Below are 21,241 nucleotides of genomic sequence, written 5' to 3' on the forward strand. Positions count from 1 at the left end.
GAAGGAGAATAAATGGATGAAGGTGAGCCAGTATGATAACTATCTCACCTTCTATTAAGAAAGCGTTTTTATATTACTGTATGATTTTCACGATATTGTCTAGGAGTCATACTAGTAATTTTTTTAAAGACTCTTGTGAAATAACTTTGATCATTAAAATTAAGCCAGGCACAAATATCTGATAAAGGATAGGTCGTTAATGTTAATAACTTTTTAGCTTCTTCTACTCGTTCTCTCTGAATGTATTCACTTAAAGGGATTCCCACTTCTTTTTTAAATAGCTTTGATAAATAAGTAGGGGAAATATGTAAAAGGTTAGCAAGATCATTGAGAGTTATTTCATCGTAAATATGTTTGTGAATATGATTTAGGCATGTAGTAATGGAATTAGAATATGCTTGATTATTATATTCCTTCACACGTTCTGCGAAAGTACATAATGCATCTTCAATTAATCTGTTTACGGAATACATGTTATCTAGTTTTTCGATGGTTTGGATATATAAAGTACCGAGTGAAAAAGCAACATGTGATGGAAGATTACCATCTATCGCATATCGAATAGCTAGCGTAATGGCGATAATGCCATTATTTTTTTGGTTTCTTAGTTGATCTCCTTTGGATGAAATTGCTGAATCTTCTTGTGGGAAGGAATATGCATATTGTATGACTTTTTCTTTATTGCCTTCTTTAATTGCAGAAAAAAATTTACGTTCCAATGATATGTCATAATTTTGCGGATCATGCCGGCGACGTTTTGAAATATATAGATCAGGATTTACGATTTTATAAGAAACGTCCTCGAGCAATTTATTTTTTTCCCAAACAATATCGCGATCTAATTTTTCATTGAAAATGACGTAATGTAACCAAATGCTTATATCAATTAGCGTACTTTTTTTTATCTCAGGTAGAAATTGATAGTACTCTACTCCTTGTTGCGTTTTATCATTACAGTTGAAATATTTCATAAGTTTAATAGCCATTTCATCTGATACTTTTGGGTAAGTAGTAGGGCCGATTATAATCGTTCCTTTTATATGTTCATGATTTGTTATATGGATGATAATGAAGTTTTCAAGATACTTATTCCCTTTGAAAATTGGAAAATTACAAAGAGCATTTTCTTGAAAAAGTTCATTCAGATGTTCTTCTTTAGAAGAATAAAACGGACTACCAATCGTATGAGAAGTAGATTCATACACAATTTTTCTATCAGTAGATAGAAATTGAACAGGTACATGAAAAGTGCTATGTACAAGATCACATAAGTACTGTAGGTCGATGGAATTATTCATTATCTTCTCCTTTTAAATAGTTTTGAAATATATTTATACGTAAATTTACATTCGTTTCTATAAGGTATAAATTTCTTATTCTTTGAATTTTTCGCTTACACGAAAAGGATTACATATATTGGATAATAATGAAAGGTGATTTACACATTAAATTCTGCACATGTTGTATGAAAATAGACATAGCGATGGTAACTTCCATGAAATTCCTTTTTATATTCATTATATCAAATAAATAAATATAAAAGAGATATTTATTTATGTAATACGAAAGATTTCATGTATAAGAATGAATGATACATTCTTCATAAAATCTTAAGAAATCTCCTCAATTTTTATTAAGAAACGATAGTTATACTTAGAAACAAGTTAAAAACTATCGAACGAATGAGGAGAGGTTTATATGCAACTCATAACATTCTTACACGAATTTATTAAACATCCGAAACATACTGGTGCAATTGCGCCAAGTTCAAAAATATTAGCAAAGAAAATGGTAGATGTAATTGATTTTAATAAAGCAAAATGCATTGTAGAGTTAGGTCCTGGTACAGGAGTCTTTACGAAAGAAATTATGAAGAGAAAGAAGAAGGAAACAACATTTCTTCTTATTGAAATTAATGAAGTGTTTTGCAAAGAGTTAAAGAGAAAGTTTAAAGATGAGCAGAACGTCATTGTTGTACATGGTTCAGCTGAAAATATAAAGAAGTATATGGAAGAGTTCCATATAGAATGCGTTGATTACGTCTTATCAGGATTGCCTTTTACTTCTTTACCAGAAGAAGTTTCAAAGCGCATTTTAAACAATGTAATGGAAGCGATACATGAGAATGGGAAATTTATTACATTTCAATATTCACTTGTGAAAAAAGGATTTATACAACTTTTCTTCCCTGAAATTACACTAGAAAAAGTGTGGCTCAATTTCCCACCAGCGTACGTCTTTAGCTGTAAAAAAGAGCTAAGGAGAGCATATGCATAATGGAATTGTACGAATTATTATCTTATATTGAACAATACGGTTATTGGGCGTTGTTTTTCTGTTTATGGTTAGGGATCATCGGTATGCCAATTCCAGATGAAATGATCGTAATGAGTGGTGGCTTTGTATCTTCACTAGGGATATTAAGTATCATTCCAGCATTTTTGTTAACATATTTAGGCGTTGTATCCGGACTTTCTTTAGGTTATATACTAGGGAAAATATTTGGTACAAAAGTACTTGATAAGCTAATGAAAAAGAAAAAGGCGAAATATCTTTTGAAATCTCAACAAATGGTAGAGAAGTATGGTCATTATGCGTTAGTCACAAGTTACTTCATACCGGTTGTAAGACATATCGTACCGTATTTAGTTGGGATGAATAATATGTCATTTCGGATATATGCTTTGTATTCCTATACGACAGGATTTGTTTGGACGCTCATTTATTTTGTGCTCGGTTCTTTATTTGGACAACATATTGAAAGGATTGTAGCAGTTGCGATAGAGTATGGCGTGTATTTTGGCGGGATTGTTTTTGTTGTTGCGGGTGGTGTTTATGTGTATAGGCAAAGAAGAAGTACAGTGATGAGTAAGTAGAATGAAGCTTTAGACTTATTGAGAGTAGTATAGAAGGGAGAGTTATTTTGTAGAATAACTCTCCCTTTTAGTGTAATAGCTCCTTATCACTTACATTAGGCTTTGTCTGAAATACAGTTATATAAAGTGTTAATAGGATTGTATTGATCAGATTAGCTAATATAGTCATAAAATCACTTGATGGAGTGATTAGAACGAAGATTGAAAGTATAGCAGAAGCTAGTGGAATGAACTTTTGTAAGGCCGTGATTTCTCCACCTTTGTGAAGTTGCCAGGACATAAAGAAGGCAATTAAGAAAATAAAGGATGTAAATATTAAACCTAAGTATCCCCAGCCATCTTCAATATACCAAGGCAAAAAGCTCATTCTTGATGTGAAAATAAATAAATTGAATACTAACGTGCTAATGATTAACGTATTTAAAATAGTGATATGTATCTGTTTCTTCATTTGAATTATACTCCGGAATTTATTTTATTGACTTAGTTCTTGCAACTCTTTGTCTTTAAAGTGATTAAAATTGTTTTTGTCTATTGTATAAACATCTCGTTTTATGAGGCCAGCTTTATATTGAGTATCTAAAAATTGGAGCTCTTTTTCCAAAATTTTGATACTTAGCTGAATGCATTTCTCACGCTGATACTTTGGTAAATCATCACGGTGTTTCGGTTCTTTATGAGGATCTTTTGTATTATCAACACGAATGCCATAGTTTAGTTCTAATACATCTACTTGTTTATATAGTTCATCCAACTCTTCTCTTTGCTTCATGATTGAATGTACTTCTGAGCGAGTGATATTAGGGTTAGTTAATTTGAAATGCGCAAGCTCCTCCGCGTAACTTTCAGTTTTTGAGCCTGTATTTGCAAGAACAACAGTTGATAATCCAAGTAGTAGGCCAAGGGATAACGTTGTAATCATTATTTTTTTCATATCCTTTTATTCCTTTCATTATTTCGTATAAATAAAATATTTTTATTGAGATGCTTTTGCCATTTCCATAAATCGTTGTTCAATTTCATCTAGTTCGAATGAATGGCATATTCTACGGTCTTCTTTATCTAAAATTCTATAATGTTGAGATAAAATATTTTGTTGTATTTGATAACCGTTTAATTCTTTTATTTGTCGCCACCACACTTTTCCCCCTAACGTCTTCGGGAAGTTTGTATTGTAATGTGTAAAAGCGATTGTTTTTATAATTTCATTCACATCATCACCAAATGTCATCTGGACTGTATCGCTCTGTTCAAAGAGTGTTACGACACAAACTGCACCTGACCATGTTAGTGTGCGTCTTCCTTTTTCAATTTCTACTAATGTTTTCTTCGATAAACCAATAATTTCTGACATTTTATCTTGTGATAAATCATTTTCAACACGGATGAGTTTTAATTTTGAATTAACGAGTTCAATAAATTCTTGTTTATTCATCATGCAGCTCCTTTTTTAATATAGTGTAAAATTACACCATAAGTGTAATTTTGTCAATTGCAGTATAAAAAATTACTTTTTATTGTTTTGATCTTTCTAATTAATATTTCACTTCTAGTTTAAGAAAATGTTAAGAAACCGTACGAGTTTTTATTAAGAAATAAGCTCTATACTTAGAAACATCTTAAAGAAAACATAATGAAAGGCGGAATATAGATGCAAAGATTTATTTTTGGAGCGATGCTTGTTATTGTCGCAGGAGCGGCATATTTATTAAATGGGAGTAAGCTATTAGATCAGATGAACCCATTTCTTAATATAGAGAATCATTACGCAATTATTGATAATGATGGAAAAGAGTTAGGCGGAAATAAAGGCCATGAATATACGGTGAAAGCTTACGATAGGGATGGGAAAGAAAAAGAAGTAACGATTGATGGAGTAGGTGAATTACAAAAAGGTTCGTACTGGCATGTGCTTACAAGGGGAAAGGTTTTACATGATAAAGTGCAAGTAACGATAGATAAAATTCCTGACGGTGCGAAGGCAAAATTAGGATTGTAAGTATAAACCCGATTCTTGATGAGAGAATCGGGTTTGTTATTTTATGGTAAAATTTAGAGGGGAGGAGTGAGAGGTATGCTACTCATTGTTAGTCTTATATTAATTGGGATTATGTGTAGTATGAGGGTAGTATCTTTACATATGATAGAACGACAAAAGATAGAAGAGCGATACGTATATTGTCCAAAATGTGATGCGAAAATTAGAAAAGGGAATTCTGCTCCTTTTTGTTCGAAATGTAATTTAATATTTTAAATAAGGTAAAAGACCACAACGAACATATTTCGATTCGTTGTGGTCTTTTTTTATGAAGAAATAATAACAACTTTCTATGTTCACTGATAATTTCTATAGTTACCTCCGCAAAATAGGGTTTTTTTTTATAAAATCATTTTTAATCATTTTATTTTGAAGCTACAGACGTTGAAACATAAAATTGTTACTTATTTGTATCTATAACACTTTAAAGTGCGTACTTTTTATTGTGTTGTAGATAAGACATAATTACATACGTGAGAGGGAAATGAGTAGTGTGGAGCTCAAAAGCAAATATGTGATTTTTAATAATTGTCGTGCTTTGAAGTATATATTTTTGGGCCGTTCGAATCCCTTATAGTGCATTTGATCGGTCATCCCTTTTCATATTATTTACATCCATTCATCATTTTTAAATAGATTTTAGGAGGAGATTTTAAATGAAAGATTTATTAAAAGGTACACTTGGTTTTGGTACGGCACCACTAGGTAATATGTACCGTAATATTCCAGAGGAAGAAGCAATCGCAACAGTGGATGCTGCTTGGGATAATGGTGTTCGTTACTTTGATACAGCTCCACTTTATGGATCTGGTTTAGCAGAGATTCGTCTTGGTGAAGCATTATCGAAAAGAAATCGTGATGATTACTTCTTAAGTACAAAAGTAGGTCGAATTATTTCAGATGAATTGGAAGATCCATCTACACGTGATTTAGGTGAAAAAGGCGGGCTTTTCGAATTTGGCCGTAAAAATAAAATTATCAACGACTACAGTGCGGATGCAACTCTTCGTTCTATTGAGGATAGCTTAAAACGTTTAAAAACAGATCGTCTAGATTTTGTTTATATTCATGACGTAGCACAAGATTTTTATGGAGATGAGTGGATTTCACAATTTGAAATTGCTCGAACAGGAGCATTCCGTGTACTTACTCAATTGCGTGATGAAGGTGTAATTAAAGGCTGGGGCCTTGGAGTAAATAAAGTAGAATCAATTGAACTTATGCTGGACTTAGAAGAAGCAAAACCAAATGTTTCTTTACTAGCTGGGCGCTATTCATTATTAGACCACGAGCGTGCGTTAGAACGCGTAATGCCTGCGGCTGTAAAAAACAATATGGACATTGTTGTTGGTGGACCATATAGCTCAGGTGTTCTTGCTGGAGGTGCTCACTTCGAATACCAAAAAGCGTCACCAGAAATCATTGCAAAAGTTAATAAAATGAAAAACCTTGCAGATCGTCATGGAATTAGTATTAAAGCTGCTGCTTTACAGTTTTCACTGGCTAACCCAGCGGTTGCAGCTGTTATTCCTGGTGCAAGTAAACCAGAAAGAATTGCAGAAGACCAAGCTGCATTGAAAACAGTAATTCCGGCAGCGTTCTGGGAAGAAATGCGTGAACAAAAATTAGTTGCAGCTAATGCACCACTACCAATTAACGTTAAATAAAAAGGAGAGTAATGAAAATGGCAAATACTATTACATCTATTGAAATTCCAGCTTCACCTGAACAAGTATGGCAATTAATTGGAGGCTTTGATGCACTTCCAGATTGGTTACCATATATTCCTAGCAGTAAAGTAACGGAAGGCGGACGTGTACGTCATTTAGCTAATCCTGATGGCGATGAGATTGTAGAGCGTTTAGAAGCATTTAATGAGAAAGAGCGCTACTACACATATTCAATTATGCAAGCACCGTTCCCTGTGACGAATTATTTATCTACAATTCGTGTTAAAGAAGGTAAAGATGCTAACACATCATTAGTTGAATGGTCTGGTAGCTTCACTCCTGTAGAGGTTACTGATGAAGAGGCAATTAATCTATTCCATGGCATTTATAAAGATGGTTTAGAGGCATTACAACAAGCATATTTAGCTTAATCCATTTATTAAACATTTGAAAGCCTGCAGTGTAACAACTGCAGGCTTTTTTGATTATGGAATTTCTTTTTAAGAAAATATTAAGAAACCCCGTCACTATTTGTTAAGAAAATATATCTATACTGAATCCTGTTGCTTAAAGAGAACAGCAAGAATTATAACAGGAGGTATAGATAGATGAAAACAATGTTAGAAGCGAAAGGGATTTCGAAAATATATGATACAGGTGGTAATACGTTTGAAGCGTTGAAAGATATTCATTTACAGGTGAAAGAAGGAGAGTTTGTCGGTATTATGGGACCGTCTGGTTCTGGTAAGACGACGCTTTTGAATGTCCTTTCTACTATTGATGCACCTTCAAAAGGTGAGATTTTAATTGATGGAAAAGATATTGTGAAGATGAATGATGATGAATTGGCACTCTTTCGCCGTAATCATTTAGGATTTATTTTTCAAGATTATAACTTATTAGATACGTTAACAGTACGAGAGAATATTGCATTGCCACTTGCTTTATCAAAAGTGAAGGCGAAAGAAGTAGAATCTCGCGTTGAGGCAATTGCGAAGAAGTTTGGAATTGATCATATTTTAAATCAGTATCCGTATGAAGCGTCAGGTGGACAGAAACAACGCTGCGCAGCATCAAGAGCGATTGTAACAAATCCAAGTATGATTTTTGGAGATGAGCCAACTGGTGCGCTTGATTCAAAGTCAGCGACAGATTTATTAGAAAGTATGAAGACATTAAATGAAAAAGATCTTGTAACGATTTTAATGGTAACGCATGATGCATTTGCAGCAAGTTATTGTAAACGAGTTGTATTTATTAAAGATGGAAAGTTATATAAAGAATTACATCGTAAAGGGATGACACGTAAACAATTTTTCCAGCAAATTATTGATATGATGTCTTCCATATCTGGAGGTGCGACAAATGAGCTTATCTAGTATCGCTCTTCGTAATATAAAACGGAATTTTAAAGATTATTTTATATACTTTGCTTCTATGATTTTTAGCATCGTCATTTATTTTACCTTTAAGGCGCTGCAATACAATTCACAAATAAGTGAAGCTGGAGATAACATTGGACGAGGGTTCCAGCTTGCGAGTGTAATGCTCATTATTTTCGTTGCGATATTTATTATATATTCGAATGGTTTCTTTACACGAAAGCGTAAGAAAGAAATAGGCCTTTATTCTTTACTTGGTATTCGAAAGAAAGAAATAGGTAAAATGCTTTTTTATGAAAACATGTTAATGGGGTTATTATCGTTAGTAATCGGAATTATAATTGGTAGTTTACTTTCAAAAGGATTCCTAAAGCTACTTTTAAATATGTTAGAGCTACATGTAAATGTTCATTTTGAAGTGCCAATTGGAGCGGTTATAGATACAGCAGTTATTTTTTGTTTTATTATTTTGTATACATCGTTTAAAGGATACCGCGTTATTTATCAATTTAAGTTAATCGAGCTATTCCGTGCAGATAACGAAGGCGAAGTCATACCGAAAGATTCTAAAATAATGGCTATTATTTCTTTATTATTAATTGGATCAGGTTATTTCTTGTCAGTAACGGCTATTAAAAATGCAAGCAGCGATAAATTTATGCCACTTGCACTTTACATTTTATTAGCCACGGTACTTGGAACGTATTTATTATTTAAATTCTTTACTGTTTTTGTATTAAAAAGAGTACGAAATAAAAAATCTTCATTTTATAACGGAATGAAAATGGTGACGACATCTCAGTTACTATACCGCATTAAAGGAAATGCAAAATCGTTAGCAACAATTGCAGTATTAAGCGCAGTAACGTTAACAGCAGTTGGAACGTCTGTTACGATGTATTACAACACATACATGCAAGCAAAAAAATATAAGCCAGTTAGTTATTCATATGAAGTGAAAGATAATCATGTGGATCGTAAGGTGATTGAGATTTTAAAAGAAGAAAAGAATGAAGTCATTCATCAATATGAATTAGAGACGGTAAAAGTAGTAGGAGAATACGGTGATGGCACTTCATTACAATCAAGAACAACAGAACTTATTGCACAGTCATCATTTAATACAATCGCAAAATATTTAAATGAAGAAACTTTAGATTTAAAGAAGAACGAATTGTATGCATTTGATGGCATGTACGGTGAAGGTAAGAGAGATAGTGGCGTATATAAAAATCGAAAAGCTACATTCCCAATTGGAGAAGTAGCACCAGTACAAATAAAGGATGTACAAGCAAAAAACATTACAAACTTATATGAACTTCTAGTTGTTGTTCCAGACGAAGTATATGAGCAAGCGAAGAAGACAATTGGCTCTCATACTGTGAAAAATATTGATGTGAAAGACGAAAGAAATAGTAAAGTGTTAACGGAGAGTTTAAAGAAAGTAATACCGGAAGAAGATGCAGAAGGAAGAGAACAATTCAGTGATTTCTATACTATTTTCCGTGATGGTATTGAAGTATCAGGTTTAATGATGTTTAGTGGTATGTTCTTAGGACTTGTATTTTTACTTGCAACAGGTTCGATCATTTACTTTAAACAATTAACAGAGGCACATGCAGATCGTGAACGTTACATCGTTCTTCGAAAGCTTGGAGTAACGAAAAAAGAAATGAAAAAAGCAATCGCAAAACAAATGAGATTTATCTTCTTTATTCCTTTAGTAGTTGGTATATTGCACACTTTATTTGCATTAACAGGATTATCGACAGTACTTCCGTATGAAATTGCAGTGCCATTGTTAATTAGCGTTGGCGTGTATAGCATTATTTATATTGGTTATTATTTGTTGACGGTTCGTGCTTATTTTGGGATTGTTAGTAAATGAAAATAGTAATAAGGTCTTTCGTTTTTATTAGTTAAAATCAGGTGTGCATAACTAGGGTTTGATAAGGGGAATTTGAAACAGAAAAGAGATGGCAAAACCATCTCTTTTCTGTTTCAATGTTCTACGCTATTATCTATTTTCTTTCGATTCACATATAGGAAATACATCTTGTAGATAAGGAGAAAGATAATCCTTTATTTTAATAATTAAAGTGGAGAAAAGTAGGAATTAGAGCTTTTGTAATAAACGCTCGCTACTATTCATATCATTTTTGCATAATGGACATTTTGGTTCTTCTTCTAATGAAAAATTTTTACGCATCCATCCAAGGCAGTCTTCTGCCGTGCATTCCCATACAGCTATTGCTTCGGGATCTTCTACAGGCTTATCATTTTTTCTCCAATACATGTGATCGCTCCTCTAAAGTGAAAAGTTTTTTGAAAAAATAAAAAGGTTGTTAACGTTTTTTGTTAACAACCTTTTACTTATTAATTATACTGCATTTTTCGCAAAAATACGAAGTTTAGTAATTATTAAAGTATAATGAAGTGTTGATTACACAACCGCAGGATTATAAATCATCGTAAAGTGCCCTTGCAATAATTCAATGTGACAAGGTGTATGAAGCGAACTTTCTCCATCTGTATCTACTTCTTTTTCTTCTTCTGTTTCAATATGAATGGATTTCGCTTTTACGTGGAAGATATCATTTTCATTTGAGTCTTCAAATAGTTTCTTTCCGATATAATCTTTAAACGCTTGAATGCCTGTTGATTTGACTACGAAAATATCAAGTGTTCCGTCATCGCATTTTACGTTCGGAATAAAGGAAGGAATACCCCCAAGATATTCACCGTTACCAACCATAACAAGAACAGCTTCGTCTTCATATACTTGTCCGTCGTACGTGATTTTTACTGGGAATGTTTCAGCATTTTTGACAGTTCGAATTGTGCTTAAGTAGTAACCAATTTTACCAAGCTTTGCTTTTTCTTCTGCATCAATATTGTTTGATACTTCAGATACGAGTCCAATGCCCCAGAAGTTTAAGAAATGTTGTCCGTTTGCTTTTGCGACGTCAACTGGTTTTACGTGTTCCTTTGTGATAAGTTTTGCTGCTTCTGCAATGTTTTGCGGAACGCCGAGTGTACGAGAGAAGTCATTGCAAGTTCCGCCTGGAATGATTGCAAGTGTAGGTCTAGTTTCAAGAGGTGCTAAGCCGTTTGTGCATTCAAATACTGTTCCGTCACCACCAAAGACGATAATTAAATCTACTTTACTAGCAAACTCTTGGCAATATTTTGTTGCATCACCTTGCTTTTTCGTATGAAGGATATGTAAGTCAGGAAAAGCTGCGGCAAGAGGTGGTACGATTTTCGTTAAATTTGCATGTAAGTCGCCTTGTCCAGCTTTTGGATTTACGATGAGGAGTACTTTTTCAAATTTTGTCTTTGTCATATTTCATCTCTCCCTGTTTTTTGTAATGGAAAGAAGGAGCTGTTCTGATGTATTTCAGAACAGCTTCTTCCTATTAATAGGGTGCTAAGATTGTCAGTTATTGTCGGTAAGTCGATATATTTAAAAAATCGCTGATATAATTTGAGTTACGGTCGATATATTTGAAAAATCGCCGATATAATTTAAGATACGGTCGATATATTTTGAAAATCGCCGATATAAATTTTATGTACTATCGATTTTTTAAGTTATACGATTATTCCGTTACAACTGAAGCGATAAATGGTAAGTTACGATATTTTTCTGCACAGTCAATACCGTAGCCAACGATAAATTCGTCTGGAATTTGGAAGCCAACATATTCAGCTTTTAAGTCAACTTTACGACGCTCAGGTTTATCAAGTAACGTACAGAATTTGAGTGCCTTTGGTTTATGCATAAAGAAGTGATCTTTTAAGAAGTGAAGTGTTAAACCAGAATCGATAATGTCTTCTACGACAATTACGTTTTTTCCAGTAATGTTTACGTCGATATCTTTTAATAGTTTAACTTTTCCAGTTGTTTCTGTTTGATTTCCGTAGCTAGATGCAGAAATAAAGTCGATTGTTACCTCGTTTTTAATATGGCGAATTAAATCAGCAGCGAATACGAAAGATCCTTTTAGTACAGCGATGACTACGATTTCTTCTCCTTCAAAGTCACGCTCGATTTGAAGCGCTAATTCTTTTACTTTTTCTTGTAATTGTTCTTCAGAAATTAAAGTGTCTTTTATTTCAATATTCATTGGAGTCCTCCTACAGTGTAAAACTTGTGAACATTTCGACTGTAAAGGATAGGAAGGAAAAAGTCAAAGAAGATATAAGTTTTTTACAGAAATCCCCACAAAATAGTCAGATGATATGATATACTGATTATATTAAGAAAACGCTTCCATAAAGGGTGATTATGATGAAAAAGAAAGAGTATACAAGTGCAACATTTATAAAAGCATTACTTTTAACAATTGTTCTTGGTAGTTTGGCTTACATAATTGATGTACCAGCGATTCGGATTTCACTAATTGGAATGACTTTAGTATTAGGCGCAATTTCCCACGGTATGATGTCGCAGCTGCAAGAAGCTGGAGTCGATCATATGAAAGATCATATAGATGAAAAATGAGAAACCTTCACGTATAGAGAGTGAAGGTTTTTTTGTTTCTTACAAAAATGTAAGGTAGTTGTAAGGCAAATCGATAGTTGCATAGTAGTGTTTTGGATAAACTATGGGTGTAAGGTAAAAGGCAAGCATATTTTAGGTAAATTAAGTTTTAGGCACTCTATATGTGAAAAAGGAGTAGGAGGGCATGGAGAAACGTTGGACGACCTTTTCTTTTTTAGCAACTAGCAACACCGTAATGCTAGCTGACGAAATGGATTTTTTGCACTTGTTTGATCGAGAAGACGATCATTCTTCTTCTAATTTTACAATGAAATGGAATAAATGGAGCGAAAGTTGTAAGTTTGAAGAAGAGGCCCCTAACGAAGAGCAAAAGATTATTTTGACAAACCCTATTAAGGCTTGGGTTGTTCAACGTCGTAAGTGTAACGTCAAAAATCACTTAAAGAAAACTGAGCCGAGACAATTAGTTATCGCTCCGGCCCATTCTACTTCTAAATCACGCGAAAGTAACATGTAAATATTGAGACACACACCCGAAAAAACATCGTATATATTGCGATGTTTTTTTATTTTTTTACAATGAAATCTTTAAATGAAATATATTTCATCTGCATCTTATATTTATATCTCTTGTTTATTCTAGTGATACATCCGATGCGAAGTGATGTAAAACGTATAAAAGGAGAGAAATAAAATGAAAAAGAAACTATTACCGATCTGTGCAATGGCACTTTTAACAGTAGGATATTCTTCAGTAGCAAGTGCGGATACTGGATCAGTAGCAAAGGAAGATGCAGCGCAAGTGCAGCAAGATAAGGCGAAAAAAGAAGAAGCAATTAAGATACAGCAAAAGAGTGAAGAAGAGAAAAAGAGAATAGCACAAGAACAGTTAAAAAATGATATGGCAAAAAAAGAAGCAGCACAAGTACAACAAAAAAATGATGCAGTAAAAAAAGAAGTAGCAAAGCCAGTTGTACAAGGTGAAAAATTACCAAATACAGCATCTAATAATGTAGCAATGATGGCACTAAGCGCGTGCCTTGTAGGGATAGGGACGTTATTTGGTTTGAATCGTCGCAATAAAGTTAAGGCGTAATTAAAATATTTTCCTATAAAGAATGGAATAATTTCATATATTAAAAATGGTAGGTTATTCCTACCATTTTTGGCATGGAGGGATGAAATATGAAGGTACTCAATTATATCGGTATCATATTGATGGCTATAGGACTATTTATGGGATCATATTATGCTATGGAGTGGTATAAAGGAAAAAGCTCTGCTCAACAATTAACGAAAGAAGAAATAAAGAGCCTTAACAATATACAACATGATCAACTTTCACATGAAACCCCCGTAACTTCTCAAGTGCCTTCTTCTCAAACAGAGCATAAAGAAGGAGAAAAGGTAGCAATGTTACATATACCGAAAATAAAAAAGAAGTTTTCTATATATTGGGGAGCAGATGATGCAACGTTGAAAAAAGGAGTTGGGATGTTCGTTAGTGATGTAACGACAACGCCATCTGGAGGGGGACATACTGTACTGAGTGGACACCGAGATACTGTATTTACAGATTTAGGAGAGTTAAAAGAAAAAGACACTCTTGTTTTAGAGTATGATAATAAAACTTACACATATGAAATTCAAAAGATATGGATTACCCATGCGGATGATCGTACTGTTATTATAAAAAAAGAAGAATCGATATTAACACTGACGACTTGCTATCCATTTGATTATATAGGGGATGCACCAGATAGATATATTATCGAGGCGAAGTTAAAGGCTAGTTATTCAAAATGAAGTTGTAGTTTCTGAAAGCGAGAGGGGGATACATAAGTTATGTCAAAAAACATTTTAATTGTGGAAGATGAAGATATTTTGCGTGAAATTTTAAAAGATTATTTTTTGAGCGAGCAATATGTAGTGTTTGAAGCAAGAGATGGGAAAGAAGCTTTAGTTGTATTTGAGGAAGAAGAGGTTGATTTAGTTATTTTAGATATTATGTTGCCGGAACTTGATGGATGGTCTGTTTGCCGAAGAATTCGTAAAACATCTGAGGTTCCTATCATTATGCTGACGGCACGTGTAGATGAAGATGATACGTTACTTGGATTTGAACTTGGGGCGGATGACTATGTGACGAAGCCGTATAGCCCACCAATTTTATTAGCAAGAGCGAAAAGGCTGTTAGAAAGTAGAAAAGTAACAAAGAAACCTTTAGAGAATGAAGATGATATGTTATCAATTCATGGCATTTATGTCCATTTTCCGTCACGTACTGTTACTGTTGATGGAGCAAATATTACATTAACACATACAGAGTTTGAAATATTAGTGTATTTCATGAAAAATCAAGGAATTGTCCTAACAAGAGAGCAATTAATTTCAAGAATTTGGGGATATGAGTTTGCTGGGGATGATCGAACGGTTAATAGCCATATTCGTAATTTGAGAAACAAATTGGGAGAGAAAGCAAAGTACATTACAACTGTAGTACGAACAGGTTATAAATTTGAGGGGAACATATGAGAAAAGGGATTGTACTAAAATTATTTACCCTCACAACAGCATTATGTATGTTAATTTTAGCGACGATATTTATTGGACAAACGATATTTTTTAAACAATATTATGCGAATCGAAAAGTGGAAGATATTAAAGTGAATTTAAATTCCTTCGAAAAGAATTATTTGAACTATGCAGGAAGTGCAGAAGGAATTCAGAAGCTGGAGCAGGACTTTTTAAGAGAAAATAATACGTGGATTACGACATTAGATCAGAACGGGAATTTAAAGCATGCAGATGATTTTTATTTTGAGGTAACGATAGATCGTAGGCAACAAAAGAGCTTTGGACAACAAATATTCAAAATTCCTTTATACAATCTCGTCAATATAGAAGAGATTGATAATAAATCATCAGATCAGTTTCTAGGCCAAGGAATTTCTTTTTCTGGAGTGAAAAAAGAAGATAGTTTTATTCCATTCTCTTTCTCGTTATCTAAGCAGAATTTAAGCGGATCTAATAAACCGTTAGAAAAAGCATTTAAGGAGAAAATGAGTAAATTAGATGAAGAGAAAAAGAAAGCAGTTGAGGAACAAGTAGGTAAGGAAAAGAAGCCGGCTGTTCAGGAGCAAGCTGCCCAAGAACCAGATGCTTACATAGGTGGGTTTGTTACGAAAGTACAGTTTCCAGATGTAAAAGGTCTTGTAAATCCAATTTATAAAAATAGTATATTCTTAGATAACATAAAAGAATTTCAAACGGATTTATTATTAAAAGAGAGCAAGCAAATACAGTATGCAACACAAACAATGGACTATGAAAAAAATGATATTAAATATAAATTATTAATCAAGCCAATAAAAGAAAAAGACGGATCGGTAACATATATATATGCGATGGCTTCTTTACAGCCTGTAGATGAAGCTGTACAAATGGTGCAAGATTACTACATTTACATCATTGCATTTGTAGTTGTTCTTATTTTTCTAGCTTCGTTCTATTACTCAAAACAAATTGCAAAACCGTTATTAAAAATAAATGATACAACGAAGAAAATAGCGCATTTAGATTTCACAGAACAAATACCGATTAATTCAAAAGATGAAATTGGGGATTTATCGAAAAATATTAATGTATTATCCAATAAACTCCATTCACATATTGGACAGCTAGAACAAGATATTGAAAAGGAAAGAAAGTTAGAAAAGACGCGGAAAGAATTTATTTCAGGTGTTTCACATGAATTAAAAACACCACTGAGTATTATGAAAAGCTGCATTTCTATTTTGAAAGACGGGGTAGCTGAACATAAAAAAGAATACTATTTTCAAGCGATGGAACGAGAAGTAGACAAAATGGATACGTTAATTTTAGATATGCTTGAGTTAGCTAAATTTGAGTCAGGTACATATAAAATGAAAAAGGATTTATTTTATATTGATTCGATAATTGAAGATATATGTGAACACCTTTCTGTGGAAATAGAGAAAAAAGAACTTCGTGTTCATAAAAATATAGGTCCATTTGAAGTAATGGCAAATCAAGGCCGGATTGAACAAGTCATCGTGAACTTCATTACGAATGCTATACGTTATACACCAAATAAAGAAGATATTATTATTTCTACAATAGATGAGAAAGAGCGTATAAAAGTATGTATTGAAAATAAAGGTACTCACATTGAAGAAGAGCAGTTAGATAAAATTTGGGATCGTTTTTATCGCGTGGATGCAGCTCGTCAGCGTTCGCAAGGTGGAACAGGGCTTGGTCTTGCTATTTCAAAAAATATTTTAGAACTGCATGATGCTGAATATGGAGTAAAGAATACAGAAGATGGTGTGTTATTTTACTTTTATTTACAGAAAAAAGCGTAGACAATATAATCTACGCTTTTTTAATTTATTTTCATATTATCTTTACCTAATCTTTATTTTCAAACGATATAATCTGATTAGAAAATGGGGTTATGTAAGGAGTCGATGAACCGTGCATAGCAATTGGCTAAGTATAATGGTATTTATTTTCTTTTGCGCATTTATTGTATTTTTGATTAATATTACGATATGAAAAAAGAGCGCTCATTAAGCGCCCTTTTTTTGTGTATTCATTTGATAAGCACTGATGCTTTTGAATAAGCGTGGTGAAGTGAGGAATAAAAATATAAGTAAAACTGTACATAAAATAAAAGAACCGAGCATTGTACTGCCGTTTACGATTAATGAATATAGCACAGCTGATTGACCTTTCGGCGCATATTGTCCCCAGAAAATAATACCGGCAATAAAGTGACAGAAATAGCGAGCAAAGCTACCGATAAATGTAGCAAGGATAATATAAGCAAGGACTTTCTTACCTTGATTTTGTTTTGATGAAGGTTTGTTTTTACGGCTACCTAAATTTGTTTGTTCTAAGTTATTTTCATTAGACGTTAAAAGTGCTTTTTGAATTGGACGATAGAATAAGCCAGCAAATCCGATAAAAGCAAAGGCAATGAAGTACTCAATGAATGCTTGAACAGGTGTTAAAATGTAAGCATCTCCCACGACAATTTGTAATAGTCCCCAAACTAAACCACCTAAGAAAGCTGATTTAAAGCCCCAGCGGTAAGCAATAATAAAAATAGGAATCATAGCGAATGAGATGGAACCGCCTGTTGGAAGTTTAAGTGATAATGGTAAAATGTCGATAATCATGGCGAAGGCTGCAAGAATAGCAGATTCGATCATCGCTTGTAAATTGGTGTTACGCATGTTGTCTCCCCCTAAATCCAAGTTGTACAAAAAAGAACATTATCATAGGAGGATACGAAATACGTAAATAAAAAGAGGTATGTATTTCGGACGTTTGCACAATCCCTGCGTTAGCATTAACTAACAGGTTCGAAGGGTCGGAACGAAGTGTTCCCTCTCAGCGGCATGGCTCCCCCTGTGATAACGAGATTCTTTATTTGCTATTGTTTATTGTAAGCGAAATGGATGAGAATGGCAAATGAATCAAGTATGACAATTATTGAAATATAATTGTATTGAAATGTTAATAAATATGAAGCGAAAAGATATAGTCCAAATGAAATAGAGTATGCTATAATTTTTTTGAAAATAATTATCATTCTCTTCTGAGGGGGAAGGTTATGAGCTTAGTAGATATTAAAATTGGCGAGAAAGTGTTAGTAAAAAGTATTCATTCGTTAGATCAGTTACTAAAGAGAAGACTGGCTGCTTTTGGTCTTTCTGAAGGAAGTGAACTTCGCATGAAGCAAAAAGCGATGTTCAAAGGTCCTTGTACATTGGAGTGTCGTGGACAGTTAATTAGTATTCGTCATTGTGACGCGAAAATGATAAAGGTGGAATTAGCGTGAATAAGGTAGCTTTGCTAGGGAATCCGAATACAGGGAAAACATCATTATTTAATGCACTTACTGGTTCTTATGAGTATGTAGGAAACTGGAGCGGTGTAACAGTAGAAAAGAAGGTTGGTAAATTAAAAGATAAGCAAGGAACATTAATTGATTTACCAGGCGTCTATGATTTAAATCCAGTTTCACGTGATGAAGGTGTTGTAACAAACTTTCTATTAACAGAAGAATTTCAGCATATGTTAAATATTGTGGATTCTTCGCAGTTCGAACGAAATATGCATTTAACGTTGCAATTACTTGAATTTGGTAAGCCCGTTTCAATTGGTTTAAATATGATTGATGTGGCGAAGCAAAGAGGAATTGTCATTGATGTAAAACGATTATCAGAACTATTAGATGTAACAGTCGTTCCTGTCGTTGCAAGAAGTGGAAAAGGCTGTGAAGAACTACTTGCAACTCTTAAAGAAAATGACAAAAATGAGAAAAAGCCATTCATTATTTCATATGGTGCACGAATGGATGAAGGGATTGGAGAGGTAATTTCTCTTTTAGAGAAAGAGAATTATGAGCATCCAAGATGGTTAGCCCTTCAATTTCTAAGCAATAACGAAGTAGTAGAAAAAGAAATGAAAGCACTACCAATTTATAAGGAACTCATAGCCATTCGATCTCGCTTAGAAGGAAAACTTGATTGTACGTTAGAGGAGCATATTTACAAGACTCGTGAAGCGTATATTGAAAAGTTAAAAACAAATGTTATGAAGCATGAGAAAGAAGGGAAAATTCCTTTTTCGGAAAAAATTGATAGGTTAATTACACATAAAATTTTAGGACTTCCAATCTTTTTAGCAGTTATGTTTTTTATTTTTCAGGTTACGTTTACGTGGATTGGTACACCTTTATCGGATATGTTAGATGAGTTTTTTGGTGGCCAGCTTACGGATTGGGTGACAGCTGGACTTACAAGTATTGGAGCTTCTGATTTTATTCAAGCACTCGTTACAGAAGGTATTATTGCCGGTGTTGGTGCTGTATTAGTATTCGTTCCACAAATCTTTGCACTATTCTTTTTCATTTCATTATTAGAAGACTCAGGATATATGGCGCGAATTGCAGTTGTTATGGATAGAATTATGGAGTTCTTTGGCTTAAACGGTAAAGCTTTTATTCCGATGATTATCGGTTTTGGGTGTAACGTTCCAGGAATTATGGCGGCGAGAACGATTGAACAAGAGAAAGAGCGTTTACTGACAGTTTTAGTAACACCATTTATGTCTTGTTCAGCACGTTTACCTGTATATGCATTATTTGCGGGCGTATTCTTCCCTAATAGTCAGGCGACTGTTGTATTTTCTTTATATGTCGCAGGTATTGTTCTGGCATTACTCGTTACAAAAATTATGTCTCTTACGATTTTGAAAGCGGAAAAGTCTATTTTCGTAATTGAATTACCGCCTTACCGTGTGCCACAAGCAAAAACATTATGGCTAAGCACGTGGGAGAAAGGGAAAGGATTTGTTCGTAAAGCTGGTACATTCATCTTCGGTGGTTCGGTTGTTATTTGGTTATTAAACTATGCAGGTCCATCAGGATTTGGCGTTGATATGGGAGATAGCTACTTAGCGATGATTGGTGGATTTATCGCACCATTATTTGCACCGCTCGGCTTTGGAACGTGGCAAGCTGCGGCATCCCTTTTAACAGGATTTTTAGCGAAAGAAGTTGTCGTTTCTACAATGGCAATTATTTATGCGGTTAAAGAAGATGTGCTTGGAAATGTAATGGGAGCACATTATACAGCATTATCAGCTTATGCATTTATGTTCTTTATTTTATTATATGTTCCGTGTTTAGCGACGGTAGCTGTTATTAAACGTGAAACAGGATCAGCGAAATGGACGATTTTTTCAGTCGTTTATCCACTCGTAGTTGCTTATGTATTAACGCTCATTATATACCAAGTTGGATCTTTACTCGGATTCTAGAAGGAGATGTATTGTGATGATGGTCAATATTATAATTGGAGCTATTATTTTTGGTTATGCAGCATACACGTTAGTTAATTTTGTAAAGAGAAGTAAAAAAGGAAAATGCGCGGCATGTTCTTTAAATAAGTCATGTCAGTCGAATACTTGTAGTCCGGATATGGAGCAAATTGCTCATAAATAGAAGAAAGCTTTGCGAATTTCGCAAAGCTTTTTTGTTTTACTTTTTAATTTTTACAAGTTGTGATGATTCTACACCATTCTTTCCAGGGAATTCTTTACTTGGATCCTTATCGAATTTTAATACACCTACAGATTTTTCTTCACCTTTTACATTGCTGTAAGTTGCGTCATCAACAATCGCATACATATCTGTATATGCACGGCCACTTCCGATAATTGTGTTGCCTTCATATTTTAATTTCGCTCCATCAAGTGTAGTATTTTCTACTTTCTCTTTTGCGAATAATATACCTTGTTCTGCTGTTACAGCTGGTAATTTATCAAGTGGTTTCGTATCGTCTTTTTCATCCACTTTGTTAAGTAACTCTTTTTTTACAAGTTCTTCACCAGTTTTCTTATCCATGACAAGAACTTTTTTACCTTCTAATGTTGTCATTTTCATTTTATAGAAGTCTTTTTCTTTCACTTCTTTTTTGTTTTTATCTGCAATTTGTGTTACTTGATCTTCTGTTCCGTACAGTACAAAACCGTTTGCTTTTTCTCCTAATAAAGAACAACCTGATAATGCTCCAAGTGAAATTGCTGCTGCTAATCCGATTCCTACTAATTTTTTCATGATGATTTCTCCTTTTATCTGTTTTATAGTAAATACATTTTTGTATTAGTTCTGAAATGATGAGAAGCTTGTTTGTTGCTTCTGGTATTAGTGTATAAGAAATATGGAAACGTAA

At 33.7% G+C, this 21,241-nt stretch carries 26 protein-coding genes and 1 riboswitch; of the genes, 17 read left to right on the forward strand and 9 right to left on the reverse strand.

The genetic code is table 11. The features are described 5' to 3' along the window. Positions 1–68: 68 nt before the first annotated feature. A complete protein-coding gene (locus DN390_RS22110; protein ID WP_147808446.1) occupies positions 69–1,298 on the reverse strand; it encodes a helix-turn-helix domain-containing protein in 1,230 nt (409 codons plus the stop codon). A gap of 400 nt (positions 1,299–1,698) precedes the next feature. Between DN390_RS22110 and DN390_RS22115 the strand changes: the two genes are divergently transcribed. Continuing rightward, complete coding sequence (locus DN390_RS22115) at positions 1,699–2,277, forward strand: class I SAM-dependent methyltransferase (protein ID WP_147808447.1); 579 nt, start codon at positions 1,699–1,701, stop codon at positions 2,275–2,277. Continuing rightward, positions 2,277–2,876, forward strand: a complete 600-nt coding sequence (locus DN390_RS22120) for a DedA family protein (RefSeq protein WP_147808448.1) — start codon at positions 2,277–2,279, stop codon at positions 2,874–2,876. Before DN390_RS22115 ends, DN390_RS22120 begins: the two co-directional genes overlap by 1 nt. 67 nt (positions 2,877–2,943) lie before the next feature. Here DN390_RS22120 and DN390_RS22125 read toward each other — a convergent pair whose 3' ends face one another. Genes DN390_RS22125 through DN390_RS22135 form a run of 3 tightly spaced genes read right to left on the reverse strand, consistent with a single transcriptional unit; the run spans position 2,944 to position 4,311 of the window. Next, on the reverse strand, positions 2,944–3,327 hold the full coding sequence (locus tag DN390_RS22125; RefSeq protein ID WP_098911447.1) for a hypothetical protein: 384 nt from the start codon (positions 3,325–3,327) through the stop codon (positions 2,944–2,946). Between the two features lie 24 nt (positions 3,328–3,351). Continuing rightward, the gene (locus tag DN390_RS22130; protein WP_147808449.1) at positions 3,352–3,810 is read right to left on the reverse strand and encodes a hypothetical protein; all 459 of its coding nucleotides are present in this window, start codon (positions 3,808–3,810) and stop codon (positions 3,352–3,354) included. Between the two features lie 42 nt (positions 3,811–3,852). Further along, the gene (locus DN390_RS22135; RefSeq protein ID WP_098951566.1) at positions 3,853–4,311 is read right to left on the reverse strand and encodes a helix-turn-helix transcriptional regulator; all 459 of its coding nucleotides are present in this window, start codon (positions 4,309–4,311) and stop codon (positions 3,853–3,855) included. A 216-nt stretch (positions 4,312–4,527) separates the two neighbouring features. Here DN390_RS22135 and DN390_RS22140 point away from each other — a divergent pair, with 216 nt between their 5' ends. The 6 genes from DN390_RS22140 to DN390_RS22165 all read left to right on the forward strand — a co-directional run bounded on the left by DN390_RS22140 (position 4,528) and on the right by DN390_RS22165 (position 9,854). After that, positions 4,528–4,875 (forward strand): YxeA family protein, encoded by a 348-nt coding sequence (locus DN390_RS22140; protein ID WP_147808450.1) that lies wholly within the window; start codon positions 4,528–4,530, stop codon positions 4,873–4,875. Between the two features lie 75 nt (positions 4,876–4,950). After that, positions 4,951–5,130, forward strand: coding sequence for a hypothetical protein (locus DN390_RS22145; protein WP_029440251.1), 180 nt, complete (start codon positions 4,951–4,953; stop codon positions 5,128–5,130). A gap of 440 nt (positions 5,131–5,570) precedes the next feature. Beyond that, complete coding sequence (locus tag DN390_RS22150; protein ID WP_147808451.1) at positions 5,571–6,581, forward strand: aldo/keto reductase; 1,011 nt, start codon at positions 5,571–5,573, stop codon at positions 6,579–6,581. A gap of 17 nt (positions 6,582–6,598) precedes the next feature. Further along, a complete protein-coding gene (locus DN390_RS22155; RefSeq protein WP_147808452.1) occupies positions 6,599–7,015 on the forward strand; it encodes an SRPBCC family protein in 417 nt (138 codons plus the stop codon). Positions 7,016–7,192: 177 nt separating this feature from the next. Continuing rightward, a complete protein-coding gene (locus tag DN390_RS22160) occupies positions 7,193–7,963 on the forward strand; it encodes an ABC transporter ATP-binding protein (protein ID WP_147808453.1) in 771 nt (256 codons plus the stop codon). Continuing rightward, positions 7,950–9,854, forward strand: coding sequence for an ABC transporter permease (locus tag DN390_RS22165; RefSeq protein WP_147808454.1), 1,905 nt, complete (start codon positions 7,950–7,952; stop codon positions 9,852–9,854). Before DN390_RS22160 ends, DN390_RS22165 begins: the two co-directional genes overlap by 14 nt. A 228-nt stretch (positions 9,855–10,082) precedes the next feature. Here the strand turns inward: DN390_RS22165 and DN390_RS22170 are convergent, their stop codons facing one another. The 3 genes from DN390_RS22170 to hpt form a co-directional block, all read right to left on the reverse strand. After that, positions 10,083–10,262, reverse strand: a complete 180-nt coding sequence (locus tag DN390_RS22170; RefSeq protein ID WP_000289925.1) for a cold-inducible protein YdjO-related protein — start codon at positions 10,260–10,262, stop codon at positions 10,083–10,085. 147 nt (positions 10,263–10,409) lie between these two features. Then, complete coding sequence (locus DN390_RS22175; RefSeq protein WP_098951575.1) at positions 10,410–11,312, reverse strand: diacylglycerol/lipid kinase family protein; 903 nt, start codon at positions 11,310–11,312, stop codon at positions 10,410–10,412. A gap of 256 nt (positions 11,313–11,568) precedes the next feature. Continuing rightward, entirely contained in the window at positions 11,569–12,096 is a 528-nt protein-coding gene (gene hpt / locus DN390_RS22180) for a hypoxanthine phosphoribosyltransferase (RefSeq protein WP_002123365.1), read from the reverse strand. Positions 12,097–12,257: 161 nt separating this feature from the next. Between hpt and DN390_RS22185 the strand changes: the two genes are divergently transcribed. The 6 genes from DN390_RS22185 to DN390_RS22210 all read left to right on the forward strand — a co-directional run bounded on the left by DN390_RS22185 (position 12,258) and on the right by DN390_RS22210 (position 16,858). Then, positions 12,258–12,473: a hypothetical protein gene (locus tag DN390_RS22185; protein ID WP_002073368.1), complete on the forward strand. Its 216-nt coding sequence runs from the start codon at positions 12,258–12,260 to the stop codon at positions 12,471–12,473. 184 nt (positions 12,474–12,657) lie between these two features. Next, a complete protein-coding gene (locus tag DN390_RS22190) occupies positions 12,658–12,990 on the forward strand; it encodes a hypothetical protein (protein ID WP_098951578.1) in 333 nt (110 codons plus the stop codon). Between the two features lie 177 nt (positions 12,991–13,167). Continuing rightward, entirely contained in the window at positions 13,168–13,569 is a 402-nt protein-coding gene (locus DN390_RS22195) for an LPXTG cell wall anchor domain-containing protein (protein WP_098951580.1), read from the forward strand. Between the two features lie 89 nt (positions 13,570–13,658). Continuing rightward, entirely contained in the window at positions 13,659–14,279 is a 621-nt protein-coding gene (locus tag DN390_RS22200) for a class D sortase (protein ID WP_147808455.1), read from the forward strand. Positions 14,280–14,318: 39 nt separating this feature from the next. Beyond that, the gene (locus DN390_RS22205; protein ID WP_147808456.1) at positions 14,319–15,008 is read left to right on the forward strand and encodes a response regulator transcription factor; all 690 of its coding nucleotides are present in this window, start codon (positions 14,319–14,321) and stop codon (positions 15,006–15,008) included. Next, complete coding sequence (locus DN390_RS22210; protein WP_147808457.1) at positions 15,005–16,858, forward strand: sensor histidine kinase; 1,854 nt, start codon at positions 15,005–15,007, stop codon at positions 16,856–16,858. The genes DN390_RS22205 and DN390_RS22210 overlap by 4 nt, the downstream gene beginning before the upstream one ends. Before the next feature lie 207 nt (positions 16,859–17,065). Here DN390_RS22210 and thiT read toward each other — a convergent pair whose 3' ends face one another. Next, on the reverse strand, positions 17,066–17,734 hold the full coding sequence (thiT, locus tag DN390_RS22215; RefSeq protein ID WP_147808458.1) for an energy-coupled thiamine transporter ThiT: 669 nt from the start codon (positions 17,732–17,734) through the stop codon (positions 17,066–17,068). 84 nt (positions 17,735–17,818) lie between these two features. Beyond that, positions 17,819–17,920, reverse strand: a riboswitch (TPP riboswitch). Positions 17,921–18,114: 194 nt separating this feature from the next. Here thiT and DN390_RS22220 point away from each other — a divergent pair. From DN390_RS22220 to DN390_RS22230, 3 genes are read left to right on the forward strand one after another with little or no spacing between them, the layout of a single operon-like run. Further along, the gene (locus tag DN390_RS22220) at positions 18,115–18,342 is read left to right on the forward strand and encodes a FeoA family protein (RefSeq protein ID WP_147808459.1); all 228 of its coding nucleotides are present in this window, start codon (positions 18,115–18,117) and stop codon (positions 18,340–18,342) included. Beyond that, positions 18,339–20,327: a ferrous iron transport protein B gene (gene feoB, locus DN390_RS22225; RefSeq protein ID WP_147808460.1), complete on the forward strand. Its 1,989-nt coding sequence runs from the start codon at positions 18,339–18,341 to the stop codon at positions 20,325–20,327. Before DN390_RS22220 ends, feoB begins: the two co-directional genes overlap by 4 nt. A 16-nt stretch (positions 20,328–20,343) precedes the next feature. Continuing rightward, positions 20,344–20,511 carry a FeoB-associated Cys-rich membrane protein gene (locus tag DN390_RS22230; RefSeq protein ID WP_000989595.1) on the forward strand — a complete coding sequence of 56 codons (168 nt, stop codon included), beginning with the start codon at positions 20,344–20,346 and terminating at the stop codon, positions 20,509–20,511. Between the two features lie 36 nt (positions 20,512–20,547). Here the strand turns inward: DN390_RS22230 and DN390_RS22235 are convergent, their stop codons facing one another. Then, the gene (locus DN390_RS22235) at positions 20,548–21,126 is read right to left on the reverse strand and encodes a lipoprotein BA_5634 family protein (protein WP_147808461.1); all 579 of its coding nucleotides are present in this window, start codon (positions 21,124–21,126) and stop codon (positions 20,548–20,550) included. Positions 21,127–21,241: the final 115 nt, after the last annotated feature.

Origin of the sequence: Bacillus sp. SH7-1, assembly GCF_008042405.1 — a bacterium.
Classification (GTDB): domain Bacteria; phylum Bacillota; class Bacilli; order Bacillales; family Bacillaceae_G; genus Bacillus_A; species Bacillus_A thuringiensis_N.

What these genes read in the sequence shown, in the direction of transcription:
- DN390_RS22110 (WP_147808446.1), bottom strand. Translation starts at nt 1,298, where the DNA reads ATGAATAATTCCATCGACCTACAGTACTTATGTGATCTTGTACATAGC.
- DN390_RS22115 (WP_147808447.1), top strand. Translation starts at nt 1,699, where the DNA reads ATGCAACTCATAACATTCTTACACGAATTTATTAAACATCCGAAACAT.
- DN390_RS22120 (WP_147808448.1), top strand. Translation starts at nt 2,277, where the DNA reads ATGGAATTGTACGAATTATTATCTTATATTGAACAATACGGTTATTGG.
- DN390_RS22125 (WP_098911447.1), bottom strand. Translation starts at nt 3,327, where the DNA reads ATGAAGAAACAGATACATATCACTATTTTAAATACGTTAATCATTAGC.
- DN390_RS22130 (WP_147808449.1), bottom strand. Translation starts at nt 3,810, where the DNA reads ATGAAAAAAATAATGATTACAACGTTATCCCTTGGCCTACTACTTGGA.
- DN390_RS22135 (WP_098951566.1), bottom strand. Translation starts at nt 4,311, where the DNA reads ATGAATAAACAAGAATTTATTGAACTCGTTAATTCAAAATTAAAACTC.
- DN390_RS22140 (WP_147808450.1), top strand. Translation starts at nt 4,528, where the DNA reads ATGCAAAGATTTATTTTTGGAGCGATGCTTGTTATTGTCGCAGGAGCG.
- DN390_RS22145 (WP_029440251.1), top strand. Translation starts at nt 4,951, where the DNA reads ATGCTACTCATTGTTAGTCTTATATTAATTGGGATTATGTGTAGTATG.
- DN390_RS22150 (WP_147808451.1), top strand. Translation starts at nt 5,571, where the DNA reads ATGAAAGATTTATTAAAAGGTACACTTGGTTTTGGTACGGCACCACTA.
- DN390_RS22155 (WP_147808452.1), top strand. Translation starts at nt 6,599, where the DNA reads ATGGCAAATACTATTACATCTATTGAAATTCCAGCTTCACCTGAACAA.
- DN390_RS22160 (WP_147808453.1), top strand. Translation starts at nt 7,193, where the DNA reads ATGAAAACAATGTTAGAAGCGAAAGGGATTTCGAAAATATATGATACA.
- DN390_RS22165 (WP_147808454.1), top strand. Translation starts at nt 7,950, where the DNA reads ATGAGCTTATCTAGTATCGCTCTTCGTAATATAAAACGGAATTTTAAA.
- DN390_RS22170 (WP_000289925.1), bottom strand. Translation starts at nt 10,262, where the DNA reads ATGTATTGGAGAAAAAATGATAAGCCTGTAGAAGATCCCGAAGCAATA.
- DN390_RS22175 (WP_098951575.1), bottom strand. Translation starts at nt 11,312, where the DNA reads ATGACAAAGACAAAATTTGAAAAAGTACTCCTCATCGTAAATCCAAAA.
- hpt (WP_002123365.1), bottom strand. Translation starts at nt 12,096, where the DNA reads ATGAATATTGAAATAAAAGACACTTTAATTTCTGAAGAACAATTACAA.
- DN390_RS22185 (WP_002073368.1), top strand. Translation starts at nt 12,258, where the DNA reads ATGATGAAAAAGAAAGAGTATACAAGTGCAACATTTATAAAAGCATTA.
- DN390_RS22190 (WP_098951578.1), top strand. Translation starts at nt 12,658, where the DNA reads ATGGAGAAACGTTGGACGACCTTTTCTTTTTTAGCAACTAGCAACACC.
- DN390_RS22195 (WP_098951580.1), top strand. Translation starts at nt 13,168, where the DNA reads ATGAAAAAGAAACTATTACCGATCTGTGCAATGGCACTTTTAACAGTA.
- DN390_RS22200 (WP_147808455.1), top strand. Translation starts at nt 13,659, where the DNA reads ATGAAGGTACTCAATTATATCGGTATCATATTGATGGCTATAGGACTA.
- DN390_RS22205 (WP_147808456.1), top strand. Translation starts at nt 14,319, where the DNA reads ATGTCAAAAAACATTTTAATTGTGGAAGATGAAGATATTTTGCGTGAA.
- DN390_RS22210 (WP_147808457.1), top strand. Translation starts at nt 15,005, where the DNA reads ATGAGAAAAGGGATTGTACTAAAATTATTTACCCTCACAACAGCATTA.
- thiT (WP_147808458.1), bottom strand. Translation starts at nt 17,734, where the DNA reads ATGCGTAACACCAATTTACAAGCGATGATCGAATCTGCTATTCTTGCA.
- DN390_RS22220 (WP_147808459.1), top strand. Translation starts at nt 18,115, where the DNA reads ATGAGCTTAGTAGATATTAAAATTGGCGAGAAAGTGTTAGTAAAAAGT.
- DN390_RS22230 (WP_000989595.1), top strand. Translation starts at nt 20,344, where the DNA reads ATGATGGTCAATATTATAATTGGAGCTATTATTTTTGGTTATGCAGCA.
- DN390_RS22235 (WP_147808461.1), bottom strand. Translation starts at nt 21,126, where the DNA reads ATGAAAAAATTAGTAGGAATCGGATTAGCAGCAGCAATTTCACTTGGA.